Below are 14,912 nucleotides of genomic sequence, written 5' to 3' on the forward strand. Positions count from 1 at the left end.
CCGACCCGCAACCGGCTGCGGAGCCGAGCGCCGACGATCGCATCCGGGCGCGGCGCGACCCGCTGCTCGAGTCGCTCACGGCCGACCTTTTGCGCACGGCGAAGCGCCTGCTCCAAGACGAGCAGAACGTGCTGCTCGATGCCGCGCGCCGCGCGCGTTCGCGTGTCGACCCGGAGCGCTTGCTGCCCGATCCCGAGCACCACCGAGAGGCGTGGGCCGCGGTGCTCACGCCGGCGCTCGACGCGGCGTACGGAGGCGGTCGAATGGTCTCCGGCAAGAGCCGTAAGGCGTCGGACGCGCCTGAGCGCGTCGTGAACGAGTTGGCCGCAGGCCTGATCGCGCCGCTGCGCGAGCGTTTGGTGACAACACTGGGAAGCGTCGTCGCGCGAGGGCCGTACGAGTCGTCGGCCGAGCTGCACCGGGAGCTCGTGTCTGCGGTCGGTGCGCGCTACCGAGAGTGGCGGTCGGCCGATCTCGAGATCCGGCTCGGTGACGCGCTCGCGGCCGCGTACACGAGAGGTGCCTACGACGGCGCGCCGTCGGGGGCGCAGCTGCGCTGGATCCCGGTCTCCGGCCAGCGGTGCCCCGACTGCGAAGACAACTCCCTCGAGCCGACCGTCAAGGGCCAACATTTCCCGACGGGACAGCCCCATCCACCCGCACACCCCGGTTGCCGATGCCTCGTCCTGCCGGTCGAGGCTGACCGCGGCGACGACTCGGCGAGCACTTAGGCTCTCCCCGGAATGCGGGTCCCCACGCAAGAGCGTCGGCCGTTCAAGCTGCGCGGATGGATGATCGCGATCGTCGTCATCCTGCTCGTGCTGCTCTTCTCGTTGCGCGGGCTCGCGGTGTTCTACACCGACTACCTCTGGTTCGACTCGTTGGGTCAGTCCGGCACCTGGAGTGGCTTGCTGGGCGCGAAGATCATCCCGTCGATCGTCTTCACGGTCGTGTTCCTGCTCATCCTCCTGGCGAACCTGCTCATCGCCGACCGCCTCGCACCGAAGGTTCGAGGTCTCGGCCCGGCGACACCGGAGGACGAGATCGTCGTCCGATATCAGCAGTCGACCGCGCGCTACCAGGGTCGCATCCGGGTGGGGATCGCCCTGTTCTTCGCGCTGATCGCCGGCATCGGCGTTGCCGCTCAATGGCGCGAGTGGGTCCTGTTCACGAACCGGGTGGACTTCCACATCGAGGATCCTCAGTTCCACCGCGATGTCGGCTTCTACGTGTTCCAGCTGCCCTTCATCAAGTTCATGATCGACTGGCTGTTCGCGGGCCTGGTGATCGTGCTGCTGGTGACCGCGGTGGCGCACTACCTCAACGGCGGGATCCGGTTCCAGAGCCCGCTCCAGCGGGTCACGCCTCAGGTCAAGGCGCACATCTCGGTGATCCTCGCCGTCATGGCGCTCGTCAAGACAGCTGACTACTTCTTCTCGCGCTACGAGCTGAACTTCTCCGATCGCGGCACGGTCGACGGGGCGACGTACACCGACATCAACGCCCAGCTCCCGGCGCTCGAGTTCTTGACGATCGTGTCGGTCATCGCGGCACTGCTGTTCCTCTGGAACATCTGGCGTCGCGGCTGGGTGCTCCCGGTGATCGCCGTTGGGTTGTGGGCGTTCGTTTCACTCATCGTGGGGACGATCTATCCAGCCGCCATCCAGAACTTCAAGGTCAAGCCCGACGAGTTCGCCACGGAACGGAAGTTCATCAAGCGCAACATCGAAGCGACGCGCAACGCGTTCGGCCTTGCAAACGTCACCCCGGCGCAGTTCGACTTCACCGACCTCCAGCAAGAACAGGTCGCCACGAACCTCTCGACGATCGACAACGCTCGCATCTGGGACCCCGAGACGATTCTCTCTCCGTTCGAGGCGCTCCAGGGATTCCAGAGCTACTACCGGATCAACGACGTCGATGTGGATCGCTACCTGGTCGACGGGCAGGTCTCCCAGGTCATGATCGCGTCACGCGACCTGAACAGTGGCGACCTGCCGAACCAGTCATGGGTGAACGAGCACTTGATCTTCACGCACGGCTACGGCGCGGTGGCGTCACCGAGCACACAGACGGATTCGGGGAATCCCACCTTCTACGTGAGCGACGTTCCCACGAAGAACGAGGGGATCGAACTTCGGGGAAAGGGTGCCGAGGTGTACTTCGCCGAGAAGCTCGACGAGTACGTGATCGTGAACGGCGATCAGTCGGAGTTCAACTACGCGCGCCAGGGCCAACGCGGTGACGCGCAGAATCGGTACAACGGGAAGGACGGCGTGGAGCTCTCGAACGTCATCCGTCGAGCTGCGTTCGCGCTGCGCTTCGGCGACCCGAACCCACTCATCTCCGGACAGGTCAACAGCGAATCCAAGGTGCTCATGGTCCGCGACGTGCGTGACCGCGCTCAGAAGCTGGCTCCTTTCCTCAAGTTCGACGACGACCCGTACCCCGTGGTCGTCGACAACAAGCTCCTGTGGATCCTCGACGGCTACACCACGTCGGACATGTACCCCTACTCGCAGCTCACACCGGGTGAAGGTGGGCTCGATGGGGAGTTCAACTACGCGCGCAACTCGGTCAAGGCCACGGTCGACGCCTACAACGGTGACGTCACGTTCTACGTGATCGACCGCAAGGATCCCCTCATCCGTGCGTACGGACAGGCGTTCCCTGATCTCTTCACGCCCCAGGCTCAGATGCCCGACGCGGTGCGCGACCACCTTCGCTATCCCGAGGATCTCTTCACCGTGCAGACCGATGTCTTCGGGAAGTACCACGTCACCGATGCGCGCCGCTTCTATCGACAGAGCGAGCGGTGGCTGCGATCGCCCGACCCGATCGTGACCTCACAGCTCACCGGCAATGGCAGTGGGCGTCGGAACGCGAACCGTTCGCCTGAGATCAACGCGACGACGGAGCGTCAGGCTCCCTACTACCTGTACATCCGCCTGCCCGAGGACGACGAAGAGAGCTTCCTCCTCATGCAGCCCTTCGTCCCGGTCTCGGAGGGTCAGCAGACGCGGCTGAGCTCCTTCATGACCGCGAAGTCCGATCCGCAGAACTACGGCGAGCTCGAGCTGTTCGTCATGCCGCCGAGCAAGACCGTGCAAGGTCCCGCGCAGGTCGCGAACGCAATCGACAGCGACCAGAACCTCTCGCCGAAGTTCAGCCTCCTGAACCAGGAGGGCTCCACGCTCGTCAAAGGGAACCTCCAGCTCATCCCGGTCGGCGATTCGATCGTCTACATCCAGCCGATCTACGTGCAGCGCAAGTCGCTCGGGTACCCGCAGTTCCAGTTCGTCGTGGCGTTCACCGAGAACCGGGCGCCCACCTTCGGTGCCAATGTGGCCGAAGCCGTGAACAACCTGTTCGGCATCACCACGTCGGATCCAACGGAGCCAGGAGAGCCGACCACGGACAACCGCGATGCCGAGCAGCTGCTCGCGGACGCGGCCGAGAGGTTCGCAGCGGCCGAGGCGGCCCTGAAGGAAGGCGACCTGGAGGCCTACGCGCAGCTGGAGGCTGAGGGCCGCGACCTGGTCGCCCAGGCCCTGCGCCTCCTCCAGCAGGGCGACAGCGGGTCCGGGCCCACGACGGCACCGACCGCCGAACAGGCCAGCGCACGCTGAGCCGGCCCTCGCCCGCCGCCGTTCCCCTGAAAGGACGGATTGCCGGGATTGTTGGGCGGGTAGGGGATTGTTACTATCTGCGTAGTGGAAATACCTCGGGGGTGACCCCCACCGCCCGGGCTTCTGCTGGGAGCGCCTCATGGCGATCAAAGACGTCGATCTCGGCAAGTACAAGCTCGGTTGGGCCGACTCCACGGCCGACTACGCCTATGTGCCGAAGAAGGGCCTGAACGAAGACATCGTGCGCGACATCTCGGGCATGAAGGAAGAGCCCGAGTGGATGTTGAAGTTCCGGCTCAACGCGCTGAAGCGCTTCGAGCGCAAGCCGATGCTCGAGTGGTTCGCCAAGAACATGCCCGACATCGACTTCGACGACATCTACTACTACTTGAAGCCGACCTCGGGTGAGCAGGTCGACGACTGGGACATGCTCCCGCCCGAGATCAAGGACACCTACGAGAAGCTCGGCATTCCCGAAGCCGAGCGCAAGTTCCTCGCGGGCGCGACCGCGCAGTACGAATCCGAGACGGTCTTCCACCGCAACCGCGAAGACCTCGAGCGACGCGGGATCATCTTCACCGACATGGACACCGCGGTGCGTGAGCACCCCGAGATCGTGCAGCAGTACCTCGGCACGATCATCCCGCCGGGCGACAACAAGTTCGCCGCGCTCAACTCGTCGGTGTGGTCGGGTGGATCGTTCATCTACGTCCCCCCCGGTGTGCACGTCGACATGCCGCTCCAGGCGTACTTCCGCATCAACGCGGAGAACGCCGGGCAGTTCGAGCGCACGTTGATCATCGCCGACGAAGGCTCGTCGGTTCACTACGTGGAGGGCTGCTCCGCGCCCGTGTACTCCACTGATTCGTTGCACTCCGCCGTGGTCGAGCTCATCGCCAAGCCCAGCGCGCGCATTCGCTACACGACGATCCAGAACTGGTCGCCGAACGTTTACAACCTGGTCACGAAGCGGGCGAAGGCGGAGACGGAAGCCACCGTCGAGTGGATCGACGGAAACATCGGTAGCAAGCTCACAATGAAGTACCCCGCCGTCGTGATGACCGGCCCCAAGGCGCACGGCGAGGTGCTGTCGGTCGCGTACGCCGGTGAGGGCATGCACCAGGACGCCGGGGCCAAGATGACGCACGTCGCGCCCGAGACCACGTCGATCATCGATTCGAAGTCGATCTCGAAGGATGGTGGCCGCACCACGTATCGCGGTCTCGTGAAGGTCGAAGAGGGCGCCCACCACGTGAAGAGCCACGTGCGTTGCGACGCGCTGATCCTCGACGAGCAGAGCCGCTCCGACACCTACCCCTACATGGAGGTGGAGGAGAAGGACGCGCGCATCGGGCACGAGGCCACCGTGTCGAAGGTCGGTGACGACCAGATCTTCTACCTCATGTCCCGCGGGCTCACCCAGCAGCAAGCGACGGCGATGATCGTCAACGGCTTCATCGAGCCGATCGTCAAGACGCTGCCGATGGAGTACGCGGTCGAGCTCAGCCGGCTCATCGAGCTCAACATGGAGGGCGCGGTCGGGTAATGCCCGGCACGCACTTCACACCCAACGCCGCGCGGGCGCTGGGCGGTCCCGACTGGCTCGTCCAGCGTCGGCTCGCGGCCGCAGAGCAGCTCGGCTCGATCACCTGGCCGACGCCGGCCGAGGAGATCTGGCGCTACAGCCGCATCGACGAGCTCGACCTGGACAAGTACCGCCCGCTCGGCGACGACACCCTGGGGAAGGCCGGCACTGAACGCGCGCCCGGAGGGGGTCCGATCGCGGCCGAGGCCGGAGAGCGCGCTGCATTGGTGGTCGTTCGGGATGGGCGCGTCGTCCACCACGAGCTCGATGACGCGCTCGAGGCCAAGGGAGTAACGATCTGCGACCTCGCCACGTGCGCTGCCGACGACCTGCGCGACACGCTCGGCGCGTGCTCCGATGCCTCCCCCGACGCGTTCACGGTGCTGCACGACGCCTTCCTCGCCGGCGGCGCGTTGCTCAAGATCCCGGCCGGAGTGGTGGTCGATCGTCCGATCGTGGTGCTGCACTGGTCCGAGGGCGACGGGTGCGCGTCGTTCCCGCACACGCTCGTCGTGCTCGAAGAGGGCGCGGAGGCGACCGTCGTCGAGCGTTTCGGATCGCCGAACCACGACCATTTCGTGGACGCGGTCGTCGAGCTGCTCGTCGGTGATCGAGCGCATCTCCGCTATCTCTCGCTCCAGGAGCACGGGCCGCGCACGTGGCAGGTGGCACTCCAGCGCGCGCACCTCGGTCGTGAAGCGACGCTCCGGTCATCTGCGGTCGCGTTAGGCGGCGACTACGCACGGCTGCGCAGCGAGTCACTGCTCGCGGGCGACTCGGCCGAGAGCGACCTAGTCGCCGTGTACTTCGGCGACGGGCACCAGATGCTCGACTTCCGTACGTTGCAAGATCACGACGCCCCGCACACGCGCAGCGACCTGCTCTTCAAGGGTGCGGTCGAGGACCAGGCACGCTCGGTGTACTCAGGCTTGGTGCACCTACGACCTTCGGCCACGAAGGCGAACGCCAGCCAGACCAACCGCAACCTCGTGCTCACTGAAGGTGCCGGTGCGGAATCGATCCCCAACCTCGAGATCGAGGCGAACGACGTGCGCTGCTCGCACGCCAGCGCGGTCGGCCCGATCGACGATGACCAGCTCTATTACCTCGAGAGCCGGGGCATACCGCCCGCCGAGGCCGAGCGGCTCATCGTGCTCGGCTTCTTCGACGACGTGTTCCACCGGCTTCCCGTGGCGTCGTTGGTCGGTCCCCTGCGGCGCACCGTGATCGAGAAGATCGAGCACCGGGGCGCGGCATGAGCGAGATCGCGGTCCTGAAGGTCGATGACGTGAAGTCCGGCTCCGCCCGTCGCGTCGACGTCGACGGCCACCGCATCGCGATCGTGCGGATCGGCGACGACTGGTATGCGCTCGGCGACGAGTGCTCGCACGCCGACTACTCGCTCTCGGAGGGCGACGTGTGGGAGGACGAGCGCGAGATCGAGTGCCCCAAGCACGGCTCGACGTTCGCGCTCGACACCGGCGACCCCCAGACGCTCCCCGCCACGCAGCCGGTCCCCGTCTACACGGTCCGCATCGACGGCGACGACGTCCTGGTGACCCTGCCGTGAGGGCACACTCTTGCGTCGCTGTCCCGGAACTATTCCGGAGCAACGACGCAAAACCGCGGGGTTGGTGGACGTGAGCACGCTGACGATCCGGGATCTGCGCGCGGCGGTGGACGGGTTCGAGATCCTGCGCGGGGTGGACCTGGAGATCCGCTCGGGTGAGGTGCACGCGCTCATGGGGCCGAACGGCTCGGGCAAGTCGACCCTCGCCCACGTGCTCATGGGCCGCGGCGACTACGAAGTCACGGCGGGCTCGGTCACGGTCGACGACGTCGAGCTGCTCGGGTTGCCCACCTGGCAGCGCGCGGCGCACGGCGTCTTCCTCGCCATGCAGTACCCGGTCGAAGTGCCGGGGGTGACCGTCGGCGACCTCGTCACGGCCGCGTTCGCCGCGCGGGGCGGTCCCGCTCCGCCCGATCTGCCGACGCGGCTCCAAGAGGAGGCCACCCGTCTCGAGATCACCGACGAGTTCCTCACGCGCGGCGTGAACACCGAGTTCTCGGGCGGCGAGCAGAAGCGAATGGAGACGCTCCAGCTCGCCGTGCTCAAGCCCACGTTCGCCATCCTGGACGAGGTGGACTCCGGCCTCGACGTGGATGCGCTGCGCGATGTGGCGCGTCGGATCGAGACGATGACGAAAGACGACGACCTCGGTGTGCTCGCGATCACGCACTACGCGCAGTTGCTCACCGAGCTGCGCCCGGATCACGTGCACATCCTCATGGGCGGGCGCGTCGTGCGCAGCGGCGGTCCCGAGCTCGCGCAACAGCTCGAAGGCACGGGATACGAGGGGATCGCCGCCGAGCTCGGGATCGACGAGCTCGCCGTGTCCAAGCCCGAGGAGTCCGACCCCTTCGGCGAGCCAGGGTTCTAGCCAGCTCCGCACTGACTCCGGCACGTCGGCGAGGGCTTCGGTCGGGAGGATGAACGCCGCGGTATGCGCGGTTCAGCGTGCCGAGAATCGCCTCAGGCGTAGAGGTTCACGCTCTCGTCGAGGCCGATCGTCGCTGGTGCCGCCCGCCCGGTCGCGGCGAGCGCGAATGCCAACGCGTCTCCCCGGACACGCGTGCCGCCACCGCCGTTCACGACGTACTCGGGCAGGCCGTCGAGCGCGATTGTGGCGGGACCCCACTTGCGCTTGGTGAGCTCGGTTGCGATGTGCGACGCGCTGGCGCGCAGCCCGTCGCCGTGCTCCGACGGACGACCGATCGCGGCGCGGATGTCGTCGGCGTGCATGTAGAGGTCGAACCACAACGCTTCGACGCCGTCGCCGAGTGTGCCGTCGTAGCCGCCGGGGGCCGGTGACTCCCACGCGGCGTCGTCGAAGATCGTGAGCATGTCGCCTGCCTGCTTGCGCACGGCCGCGGCTTCGTCAGCGAGCTCCGAGGGGCTTCGGCCCGCGCGCTCGTCGACTTCGCGCTGGGTGACCTCGGGTGTTCCGAGCCCGTCGAGCTGACCGTTCACCACGTCGGCGATCCCACCCACGGCGTGCGAGGCAACACCGGCAACGTTCCACCCCTCGCAGCGGCTGGGCTTGGTCCAGTCGTCAGCGTCGAGCGAGCGGAGCAGGGCTTCCATGTTGTCGAGCTCAGTCAGCAGGCCGGCCGACACGTCTTCACGCGGCAAGGGCATGCGCCTGATCCTGCTCGTCGCGACCACCCGCCGTCAACGGTGACCCTCGTCACACGCGCGCCCCGACGCTGACTCGAATGGTCTCGACCTTGGCGCCTCTCTCCGAGCGCGACGCGTCGGGTTCCCCGAGCGTGGGCGACGTGCAGCAGAACAGGGTGTGCCCGCCGTCCCCACCGATCGCACACGCGATGGCGTGGCGGCCCGGCACGGCGACGACGTCCGTGACCTTGCCGCCTTCGCGCACCCGCACGAAGCGGTCGCTCGCGGGTCCCGAGATCCACACAGCATCCTCGTCGTCGATGCAGATGCCATCCGGGTAGTCCATCTCCGGGAGCTCGGCCCAGACGCGTTCGTTCGAGAGCATTCCGTCTTCGGCCAGGTCGAAGCCGAGTAAGCGCCGACCCGCGCTCTCGGCCACCACGAGCGTGCCCCCGTCGGCGGTGATCACCATGCCGTTGGCCATGCGGAGCGCGTCGGTGGCCTGGCTCACGGTCCCGTCGGGATCGACGCGCAGGACCGGCGCGCGGCGCAGCTTCGCTCCCGCATGATGGTCGTAGCCGAACTGACTCACGAACGCGTGCCCGAAGCGATCCACGACCATGTCGTTGATCTCATGTGGGGCGAACGCGGTGCAGTCGGCGTGCTCGACCAACGAGCCGTTCTCGAGCCGCAGCACACGCCGCTCGTCCATCGCCACGATCAACAACGGACCATCGGGGAGCCAGCCGAGACCCGAAGGTGGTCCGTCGAGCGCGGCCACGACCTCGACGGAACCATCCGTCGAGACGCTCAGCACCTCGAAGCCGTGCATGTCACTCACCCAGAGTGCGCCGTCGTGCCACCGCGGCCCTTCGAGGAACGCCCGCCCATCGAGAAGGGTGTCGAGCTCGGCCATTGCTCGCCTAGATCGGTGTGGAGGAGATGATCTGCTCACCGTCGCTGCCACCGTCGACATAGACGGCATCGCCCTCGTGCACGAGCGTGTGGAAGTACTCGGAGATGTGCATCGGGATGCGCGAACATCCATGCGACGCGGGCTCGACCGGCACGTCCTCGTAGCCGTGGATCGCGCGACCCTTGAAGAAGTAGTAGGGGTTGTACAGCGACCCGAGGTCGCCGTTCTGCCAGCCGTCGTAGAAGAAGTAGTAGGCGTACCGACCGTTCGGGGTGGTCGCGACCTCGCAGATCCGCTGGGTCGGCGCACGCTTGGGCGTGATGTAGCAGAACTCCTCACCGCTGGCGGTCGACGTCGTCGTGATGAGCCGCACCTGGTAGTTCTCGTACAGGGTGATCACCTGCTTGGTGATGTCGATCTCGGTACGGTTGGGTTCGGCGGTGGAGTGCAGCGGCGCCGGGTATTGGAATGTCTCGAGGAACGTGCCCTCCGCAGGGTTGAGTCGGCCGACGCGCGGGAGCCCGGCAAGCTTTTCCACCGCTTGCAGCGCGTACACGGTGGCCTGGTCGACGCGGCCGTCCACGGCGCCGGGGTCGAAGTGCAGTTGGAGCATGCGCTGCTCGTAGGCCTGGATCCGCGCGTCGCTGCCGCCGATGCCCCAGCCGGTGAACGGCACGGTGGGCAGGTCGACGGCCGCCTCCTGCCTGAGCACGGTCGGGTTGGTCGTGGTCGTGGTGGGCGGCACCGTGGTGGTTGTCGGCGCGAGCGTGGTCGGCGTCCTCTCGGTCGAGGCAGCGTGATCGTCGTCATCGCGCAACGCCGCGCCCGCCACCACGACGCCGGCCATCGCGGCGAACGCCACGACAAGGCTGAGGACGACGCGCAGGGGGAACAGCTTCTGGATCACGGACTGCTCATGGTACCGGTGGCGTTCTCCGCGTAGGTTGCGTCCCGGTGCGCTTCTTCTCGTTCCACCTCATGCCGTACATCGGGTTGGACCCCGCCTACGACGGGCCGGCGTGGGTCACCTGCCCCAACGCGCTCTACGACCCCAAGATCGGGAGTGATCTCTACAACCGGTACCTCGACGAGCTGGTCCTCGCCGAGGACCTGGATTTCGACGGCGTGTGCGTCAACGAGCACCACCAGAACGCGTACGGCAACATGCCGTCGCCGAACCTGATCGCCGCGGTCCTCGCCCGACAGACGACGCGCGTGAAGATCGCCGTGGTCGGCAACGCGCTTCCGCTCTACGACCCGCCGACGCGCGTCGCCGAGGAGTTCGCCATGATCGACGTGATCAGTGGCGGGCGGCTCATTGCGGGCATGGTCGTCGGCGGAGGTCCTGAGTACTACTCGTTCTCGGTGAACCCGGCGCACGCCCGCGAGCGGTTCCAAGAGGCGCATGACCTGATCCTCAAGGCGTGGACCACGCCGGGACCGTTCGAATGGGTCAGCAAGCACTACCGCATCCGCTACGTGAACCCGTGGCCGCGGCCGATCCAGCAACCTCATCCCGAGATCTGGATCCCCGGTGCCGGGTCGCTCGAGACGATGGAGTTCGTCGCGCATCATCGCTACGCGTACATGGGCATCCCGTACTTCCACCTCGACGTGTTCAAGCGCACGTTCGGGATCTTCCGCGACGCGTGCGAAGCGGAGGGCTACGAAGCCGACCCGCTCCAGGCGGGGTGGCTGGTGCCGATCTACGTGGCCGAGACCGACGAGCAGGCCCGGCGGGAGTACGAGGAGCACCTCTGGTACTTCGTCAAGCGCCTCCTGCCAGGGATCACCATCCAGCCGCCGGGCTACACGTCGGTGCGTTCGCTCGGGAACATCCTCAAGGGCGCGGGCAGCTTCATGCTCAACGTGACGGACTGGCGCGAGATCGTGGATGGTCGGTACGCGATCGTCGGCTCGCCGGAGACGGTCACCGAGCAGCTCGTCGAGTGCGTCGGCGCGCTCGGTACCGGCAACCTGCTCGGTCTGTTCCAGCTCGGGAGCCTTCCGGCCGACCTCACGCGCGCGAACCTCACGCTCTTCGCCGAGCAGGTGATGCCCCGATTGCGCGCCGAGTTCCCCGATGGTGCGCCCGTGCTCCGTACCTCCGCTGCCGCCTGATGCCCACCGACCTCACCGAGGCACGCGTCGACGCGCCCGTCGGGTCGATCCAGGTGTACCGCGGTGGCGCCGGTCCGCAGCTCGTGTACCTCCACTCAGCCGGCGGCGAGACGCCGTTCGAGCTCCTGACCGACCTCGCCGATGACTTCGACGTCATCGCGCCCGTGTTCCCCGGGTTCGGCGAGTCGGAGGGCATCGAGGCGATCGACACGATGGAGGACGCCGTCTTCCATCTGCTCGACCTGTGGGAACGGCTCGAGCTGTCGCAACCGGTCGTGATGGGCGTGTCGCTCGGCGGTTGGATGGCGCTCGAGCTCTCGACGCGGTACCCCGACCATGCGCGTGCGCTCGTCCTCATCAACGCGGTCGGTCTCTACCTCGAGGACGCGCCGATCGCCGAGCTGTTCGGCCGGCCTCCGAACGAGCTCGCCGAGATGCTCTTCGCCGATCAGTCGCACCCGATCGCGCAGGCCATGCACTCGATGGCCGAGTTCGTCGGCGACGTCGGAATCAAGATGGAGATCCCGCTCGAGCTCGTGGTCCCGATGTGGAAGGCGCTCGGCGCGACCGCACGCCTCGGATGGGATCCCTATATGCACAGCCCGAAGCTGCGCGGCCGGCTGCGACGGGTCACGTGCCCGGTGCTCGTGGTCGCAGGAGAGCAGGATGGTTTCGTGCCGATCGAGCACGCGCGCGTGTACGCGGCGGAGCTCCCCGATGCTCGGCTCGAGTTGATGGCCGATGGTGCCCACTGGCTCCACATGGAGCTGCCGGCCGAGCTCGCTGCGCTGACCCGCGGGTTCCTCGGAGCGTAAGCGGCACCCAGATCCAGCCGTCAGGCCACCGAGTGCCGGATCGGGCACTGACGGACTCACGCCCGCCGAAGTCGGCGAGGTGGCCGGGTTGAGGGCGGCGAAGCCGCCGAGAACGGAACGGCTGACGAGCCCTACGAGGCGGTGGAGCGAGCTTCTTCGTCGGCGGCGAGGAGCATGAGGCGCAGGTCGAGGAGAAGGTCGACAATCTCCGAGGCGGCGACGAGGTCGCGGCTGCGGAACTGCTCGAGCGCCTCGTCGATCCGGCTGGTGAGTGCCTGCTCGTCCATGGTCCTGTCCTCCCGGTCACTGCAACGTAGCCGCTGCCGGGTTCCTTCCCATGTCACGTTCTTACGCCAAGGGTGTCGGCACGTTGTACCCGTAGGCTGAGAAGCCATGCTCGGCACCGGTGCGGCGGCCCCCACGTTCACGCTGTCGCAGCTCGGCGGCGGTGAGGTGAGCGATCCGTGGCGTGACGGCCCGCTGGTGCTGGCGTTCTTCAAGACGTCGTGTCCGGTGTGCCGAATGTCGGCGCCGATGATGCAGGCGATGGCCGAGAGCGGTGCCCGGGTGGTCGCCATCGGCGAGGATCCGCCCGCGGAGCTCGAGGAGTTCGCGGGCGAGGAGGGCCTTGCGGTTCCGATCCTCACTGAGCCCGTGCCCTATCCGGTGTCGGACGCATACGACCTCGACACGGTGCCGAGCCTCTTTCTCGTCGACCGCGACGGCACGGTGCTCGACACGACCGTGTCGTGGGATCGCGTGGGGTGGAACCGGCTGTCGACGGCGGCCGGCGGGGCCGAGGTGTCACACGACGGCGACGGACGCCCACCGCAGCGCCCGGGCTGAAGCAGCCGCAACGCAGACTGACCCGGTCGGGTCAGGTCGCTTCGTCGAGGCCCTGCTGGAGCGTGTACCAGGCCAACGTCGCGCACTTGATGCGCACCGGGAACTTCACGACACCCTGGAGCGCCTCGAGGTCTCCAAGCCGCACGTCGGCGTCGGCACCGTCCCCACCCTCCGTCCCTTCGAGCCCGGTCCCCTCGAGATGCGACTCGTGGATTGACATCAGGGTCTCGAATGCGCGGACGAGCTGACGGGCCTCGTCGACCGACTTGCCTTTCACGGCCGCGCTCATCATCGAGGTCGACGCCTGACTGATCGAGCAGCCCTGGCCGGCCGTGCGAACGTCGGTGACGTGACCGTTGTCGAGCTCGAGATAGAGGATCACCTCGTCTCCACACAGCGGGTTGAAGCCCTCGACCCGGTGTGCTGGCGGCACCGGGAGCTCGCCCCGGTTCCGTGGCGCGCGGTAGTGGTCGAGGATGATCTCCCGGTAGAGGTCTTCGAGGCCGGCCATCGTCCTTAGTTTCCCATGAGGTTGTTAGATCGCGAAGAACCGCTGGGCGGTTGCGAGCGCCTCGATCAGCGCGTCGACGTCGGCCTCGTCGTTGTACACGTAGAAGGACGCACGGGTCGTCGCGGGCACACCCAGCACGCGCATCAACGGTTTGGCGCAATGGTGCCCGGCTCGTACGCAGACGCCTGCCTCGTCGACGACCTGGGAGATGTCGTGCGCGTGGATGCCCTCGAAGAGGAAGGACACCGCGCCGCCGCGGCCCTCGACGTCGCGCGGCCCGTAGATGGTGAGGTCGTCGCCGAAGCGCTCCGTGAGGCGATCGAGGGCATAGCCGGTGAGCTGCTTCTCGTGCTCACGCACCGCGTCGAGCCCCAGCGCGGTGAGGTAGTCGACGGCCGCGCCCAGCCCGATCGCCTCGACGATGGGCATGGTGCCCGCCTCGAACTTCCACGGCACGTCGTTCGGTGTGAAGCCGGTCGTGGTGACGTCGCGGATCATCTCGCCACCGCCGAGGAACGGCGGCATCGCTTCGAGCAGCTCGGGTCGAGCCCACAACCCACCAATCCCGCTCGGGCCGAGCATCTTGTGGCCGGTGAAGCCCACGAAGTCGGCGTCCCATTCGGTGACGTCGACCGGGAGATGCGGGACGGCCTGCGCCGCGTCGACGAGCACGAGCGCGCCGGAGGCGTGCGCCGCGGCCGTGAGGCGCGGGATGTCATTGATGGTGCCGAGCACATTGGAAGCCGCCGACACCGAGAGCAACTTGGCGCCGTCGAGCAGACGGTCGAGATCGTTCAGATCCAGGCGGAAGTCGTCGGTGAGCGGGATCCAGCGCAGCTCGACGCCGCGTTCGGTCGCCAGGATGTGCCAGGGGACCACGTTGGCGTGGTGCTCCATCTCGGTGAGCACGATCGCGTCGCCCTCGCGCAGGTTGGCGCGGGCCCACGTGTACGCGACGAGGTTGATCGCCTCGGTGACATTCTTGGTGAACACGATCTCGTTGGCTGAGCCGGCATTGAGAAGTCGGGCGACCTTGGCTCGTGCTCCCTCGTATGCCGCAGTGGTCTCTTCCGCGATCGTGTAGACGCCGCGGTGCACGTTGGCGTAGGACTCGCGGTACGCGCGGTCCATCGCGTCGAGCACTTGGATCGGCTTCTGCGACGAGGACGCCGAGTCGAGGTACACGAGGCGCTTGCCGTGCACCTGGCGCTTCAGGATCGGGAAGTCGGCCTGGATGCGTGCCACATCGAGCTCTTTCATGCCTGGTCGCTTCCGCTGCGCCGTCCCGGCCATCCGGCCACGGCTCCGCTG

At 67.1% G+C, this 14,912-nt stretch carries 15 protein-coding genes; 9 read left to right on the top strand and 6 right to left on the bottom strand.

The features are described from left to right. The 6 genes from WEE69_13760 to sufC all read left to right on the top strand — a co-directional run. Positions 1–731: hypothetical protein (locus WEE69_13760; GenBank protein ID MEX1146360.1), on the top strand; the 731-nt coding region annotated here is incomplete at its 5' end. 12 nt (positions 732–743) lie between these two features. After that, positions 744–3,629 (top strand): UPF0182 family protein, encoded by a 2,886-nt coding sequence (locus WEE69_13765; GenBank protein MEX1146361.1) that lies wholly within the window; start codon positions 744–746, stop codon positions 3,627–3,629. A 139-nt stretch (positions 3,630–3,768) separates the two neighbouring features. Further along, positions 3,769–5,175, top strand: a complete 1,407-nt coding sequence (gene sufB, locus WEE69_13770; protein MEX1146362.1) for a Fe-S cluster assembly protein SufB — start codon at positions 3,769–3,771, stop codon at positions 5,173–5,175. After that, a complete protein-coding gene (sufD, locus tag WEE69_13775) occupies positions 5,175–6,473 on the top strand; it encodes a Fe-S cluster assembly protein SufD (GenBank protein MEX1146363.1) in 1,299 nt (432 codons plus the stop codon). The genes sufB and sufD overlap by 1 nt, the downstream gene beginning before the upstream one ends. Continuing rightward, positions 6,470–6,784: a non-heme iron oxygenase ferredoxin subunit gene (locus WEE69_13780; protein ID MEX1146364.1), complete on the top strand. Its 315-nt coding sequence runs from the start codon at positions 6,470–6,472 to the stop codon at positions 6,782–6,784. The genes sufD and WEE69_13780 overlap by 4 nt, the downstream gene beginning before the upstream one ends. A gap of 64 nt (positions 6,785–6,848) precedes the next feature. Beyond that, positions 6,849–7,655 carry a Fe-S cluster assembly ATPase SufC gene (sufC, locus tag WEE69_13785; protein MEX1146365.1) on the top strand — a complete coding sequence of 269 codons (807 nt, stop codon included), beginning with the start codon at positions 6,849–6,851 and terminating at the stop codon, positions 7,653–7,655. Between the two features lie 92 nt (positions 7,656–7,747). On the opposite strand, the gene WEE69_13790 is transcribed toward sufC, so the two are convergent. Genes WEE69_13790 through WEE69_13800 form a run of 3 tightly spaced genes read right to left on the bottom strand, consistent with a single transcriptional unit; the run spans position 7,748 to position 10,215 of the window. Then, complete coding sequence (locus WEE69_13790; protein ID MEX1146366.1) at positions 7,748–8,413, bottom strand: maleylpyruvate isomerase family mycothiol-dependent enzyme; 666 nt, start codon at positions 8,411–8,413, stop codon at positions 7,748–7,750. A gap of 49 nt (positions 8,414–8,462) precedes the next feature. Next, positions 8,463–9,308: an SMP-30/gluconolactonase/LRE family protein gene (locus tag WEE69_13795; protein MEX1146367.1), complete on the bottom strand. Its 846-nt coding sequence runs from the start codon at positions 9,306–9,308 to the stop codon at positions 8,463–8,465. 7 nt (positions 9,309–9,315) lie between these two features. Beyond that, positions 9,316–10,215 (bottom strand): L,D-transpeptidase, encoded by a 900-nt coding sequence (locus WEE69_13800; GenBank protein MEX1146368.1) that lies wholly within the window; start codon positions 10,213–10,215, stop codon positions 9,316–9,318. A gap of 47 nt (positions 10,216–10,262) precedes the next feature. On the opposite strand from WEE69_13800, the gene WEE69_13805 reads away from it, so the two are divergent. Next, the gene (locus WEE69_13805; GenBank protein MEX1146369.1) at positions 10,263–11,429 is read left to right on the top strand and encodes an LLM class flavin-dependent oxidoreductase; all 1,167 of its coding nucleotides are present in this window, start codon (positions 10,263–10,265) and stop codon (positions 11,427–11,429) included. Then, positions 11,429–12,244 carry an alpha/beta hydrolase gene (locus WEE69_13810; GenBank protein MEX1146370.1) on the top strand — a complete coding sequence of 272 codons (816 nt, stop codon included), beginning with the start codon at positions 11,429–11,431 and terminating at the stop codon, positions 12,242–12,244. Before WEE69_13805 ends, WEE69_13810 begins: the two co-directional genes overlap by 1 nt. Before the next feature lie 131 nt (positions 12,245–12,375). Here the strand turns inward: WEE69_13810 and WEE69_13815 are convergent, their stop codons facing one another. Next, positions 12,376–12,531: a hypothetical protein gene (locus WEE69_13815; GenBank protein MEX1146371.1), complete on the bottom strand. Its 156-nt coding sequence runs from the start codon at positions 12,529–12,531 to the stop codon at positions 12,376–12,378. Between the two features lie 106 nt (positions 12,532–12,637). Between WEE69_13815 and WEE69_13820 the strand changes: the two genes are divergently transcribed. After that, entirely contained in the window at positions 12,638–13,090 is a 453-nt protein-coding gene (locus tag WEE69_13820; protein MEX1146372.1) for a redoxin domain-containing protein, read from the top strand. 31 nt (positions 13,091–13,121) lie between these two features. On the opposite strand, the gene WEE69_13825 is transcribed toward WEE69_13820, so the two are convergent. Both WEE69_13825 and WEE69_13830 read right to left on the bottom strand, forming a co-directional pair. After that, positions 13,122–13,601, bottom strand: coding sequence for an SUF system NifU family Fe-S cluster assembly protein (locus tag WEE69_13825; GenBank protein ID MEX1146373.1), 480 nt, complete (start codon positions 13,599–13,601; stop codon positions 13,122–13,124). 24 nt (positions 13,602–13,625) lie between these two features. Beyond that, entirely contained in the window at positions 13,626–14,861 is a 1,236-nt protein-coding gene (locus tag WEE69_13830) for a SufS family cysteine desulfurase (GenBank protein ID MEX1146374.1), read from the bottom strand. Positions 14,862–14,912 lie beyond the last annotated feature (51 nt).

The organism is Acidimicrobiia bacterium, assembly GCA_040881685.1.
GTDB lineage: Bacteria > Actinomycetota > Acidimicrobiia > IMCC26256 > PALSA-555 > SHVJ01.

Excerpts from the sequence above, each read along its gene's own strand:
- WEE69_13765 (MEX1146361.1), top strand. The coding sequence starts at position 744 with ATGCGGGTCCCCACGCAAGAGCGTCGGCCGTTCAAGCTGCGCGGATGG.
- sufB (MEX1146362.1), top strand. The coding sequence starts at position 3,769 with ATGGCGATCAAAGACGTCGATCTCGGCAAGTACAAGCTCGGTTGGGCC.
- sufD (MEX1146363.1), top strand. The coding sequence starts at position 5,175 with ATGCCCGGCACGCACTTCACACCCAACGCCGCGCGGGCGCTGGGCGGT.
- WEE69_13780 (MEX1146364.1), top strand. The coding sequence starts at position 6,470 with ATGAGCGAGATCGCGGTCCTGAAGGTCGATGACGTGAAGTCCGGCTCC.
- WEE69_13790 (MEX1146366.1), bottom strand. The coding sequence starts at position 8,413 with ATGCCCTTGCCGCGTGAAGACGTGTCGGCCGGCCTGCTGACTGAGCTC.
- WEE69_13795 (MEX1146367.1), bottom strand. The coding sequence starts at position 9,308 with ATGGCCGAGCTCGACACCCTTCTCGATGGGCGGGCGTTCCTCGAAGGG.
- WEE69_13810 (MEX1146370.1), top strand. The coding sequence starts at position 11,429 with ATGCCCACCGACCTCACCGAGGCACGCGTCGACGCGCCCGTCGGGTCG.
- WEE69_13815 (MEX1146371.1), bottom strand. The coding sequence starts at position 12,531 with ATGGACGAGCAGGCACTCACCAGCCGGATCGACGAGGCGCTCGAGCAG.
- WEE69_13820 (MEX1146372.1), top strand. The coding sequence starts at position 12,638 with ATGCTCGGCACCGGTGCGGCGGCCCCCACGTTCACGCTGTCGCAGCTC.
- WEE69_13825 (MEX1146373.1), bottom strand. The coding sequence starts at position 13,601 with ATGGCCGGCCTCGAAGACCTCTACCGGGAGATCATCCTCGACCACTAC.
- WEE69_13830 (MEX1146374.1), bottom strand. The coding sequence starts at position 14,861 with ATGAAAGAGCTCGATGTGGCACGCATCCAGGCCGACTTCCCGATCCTG.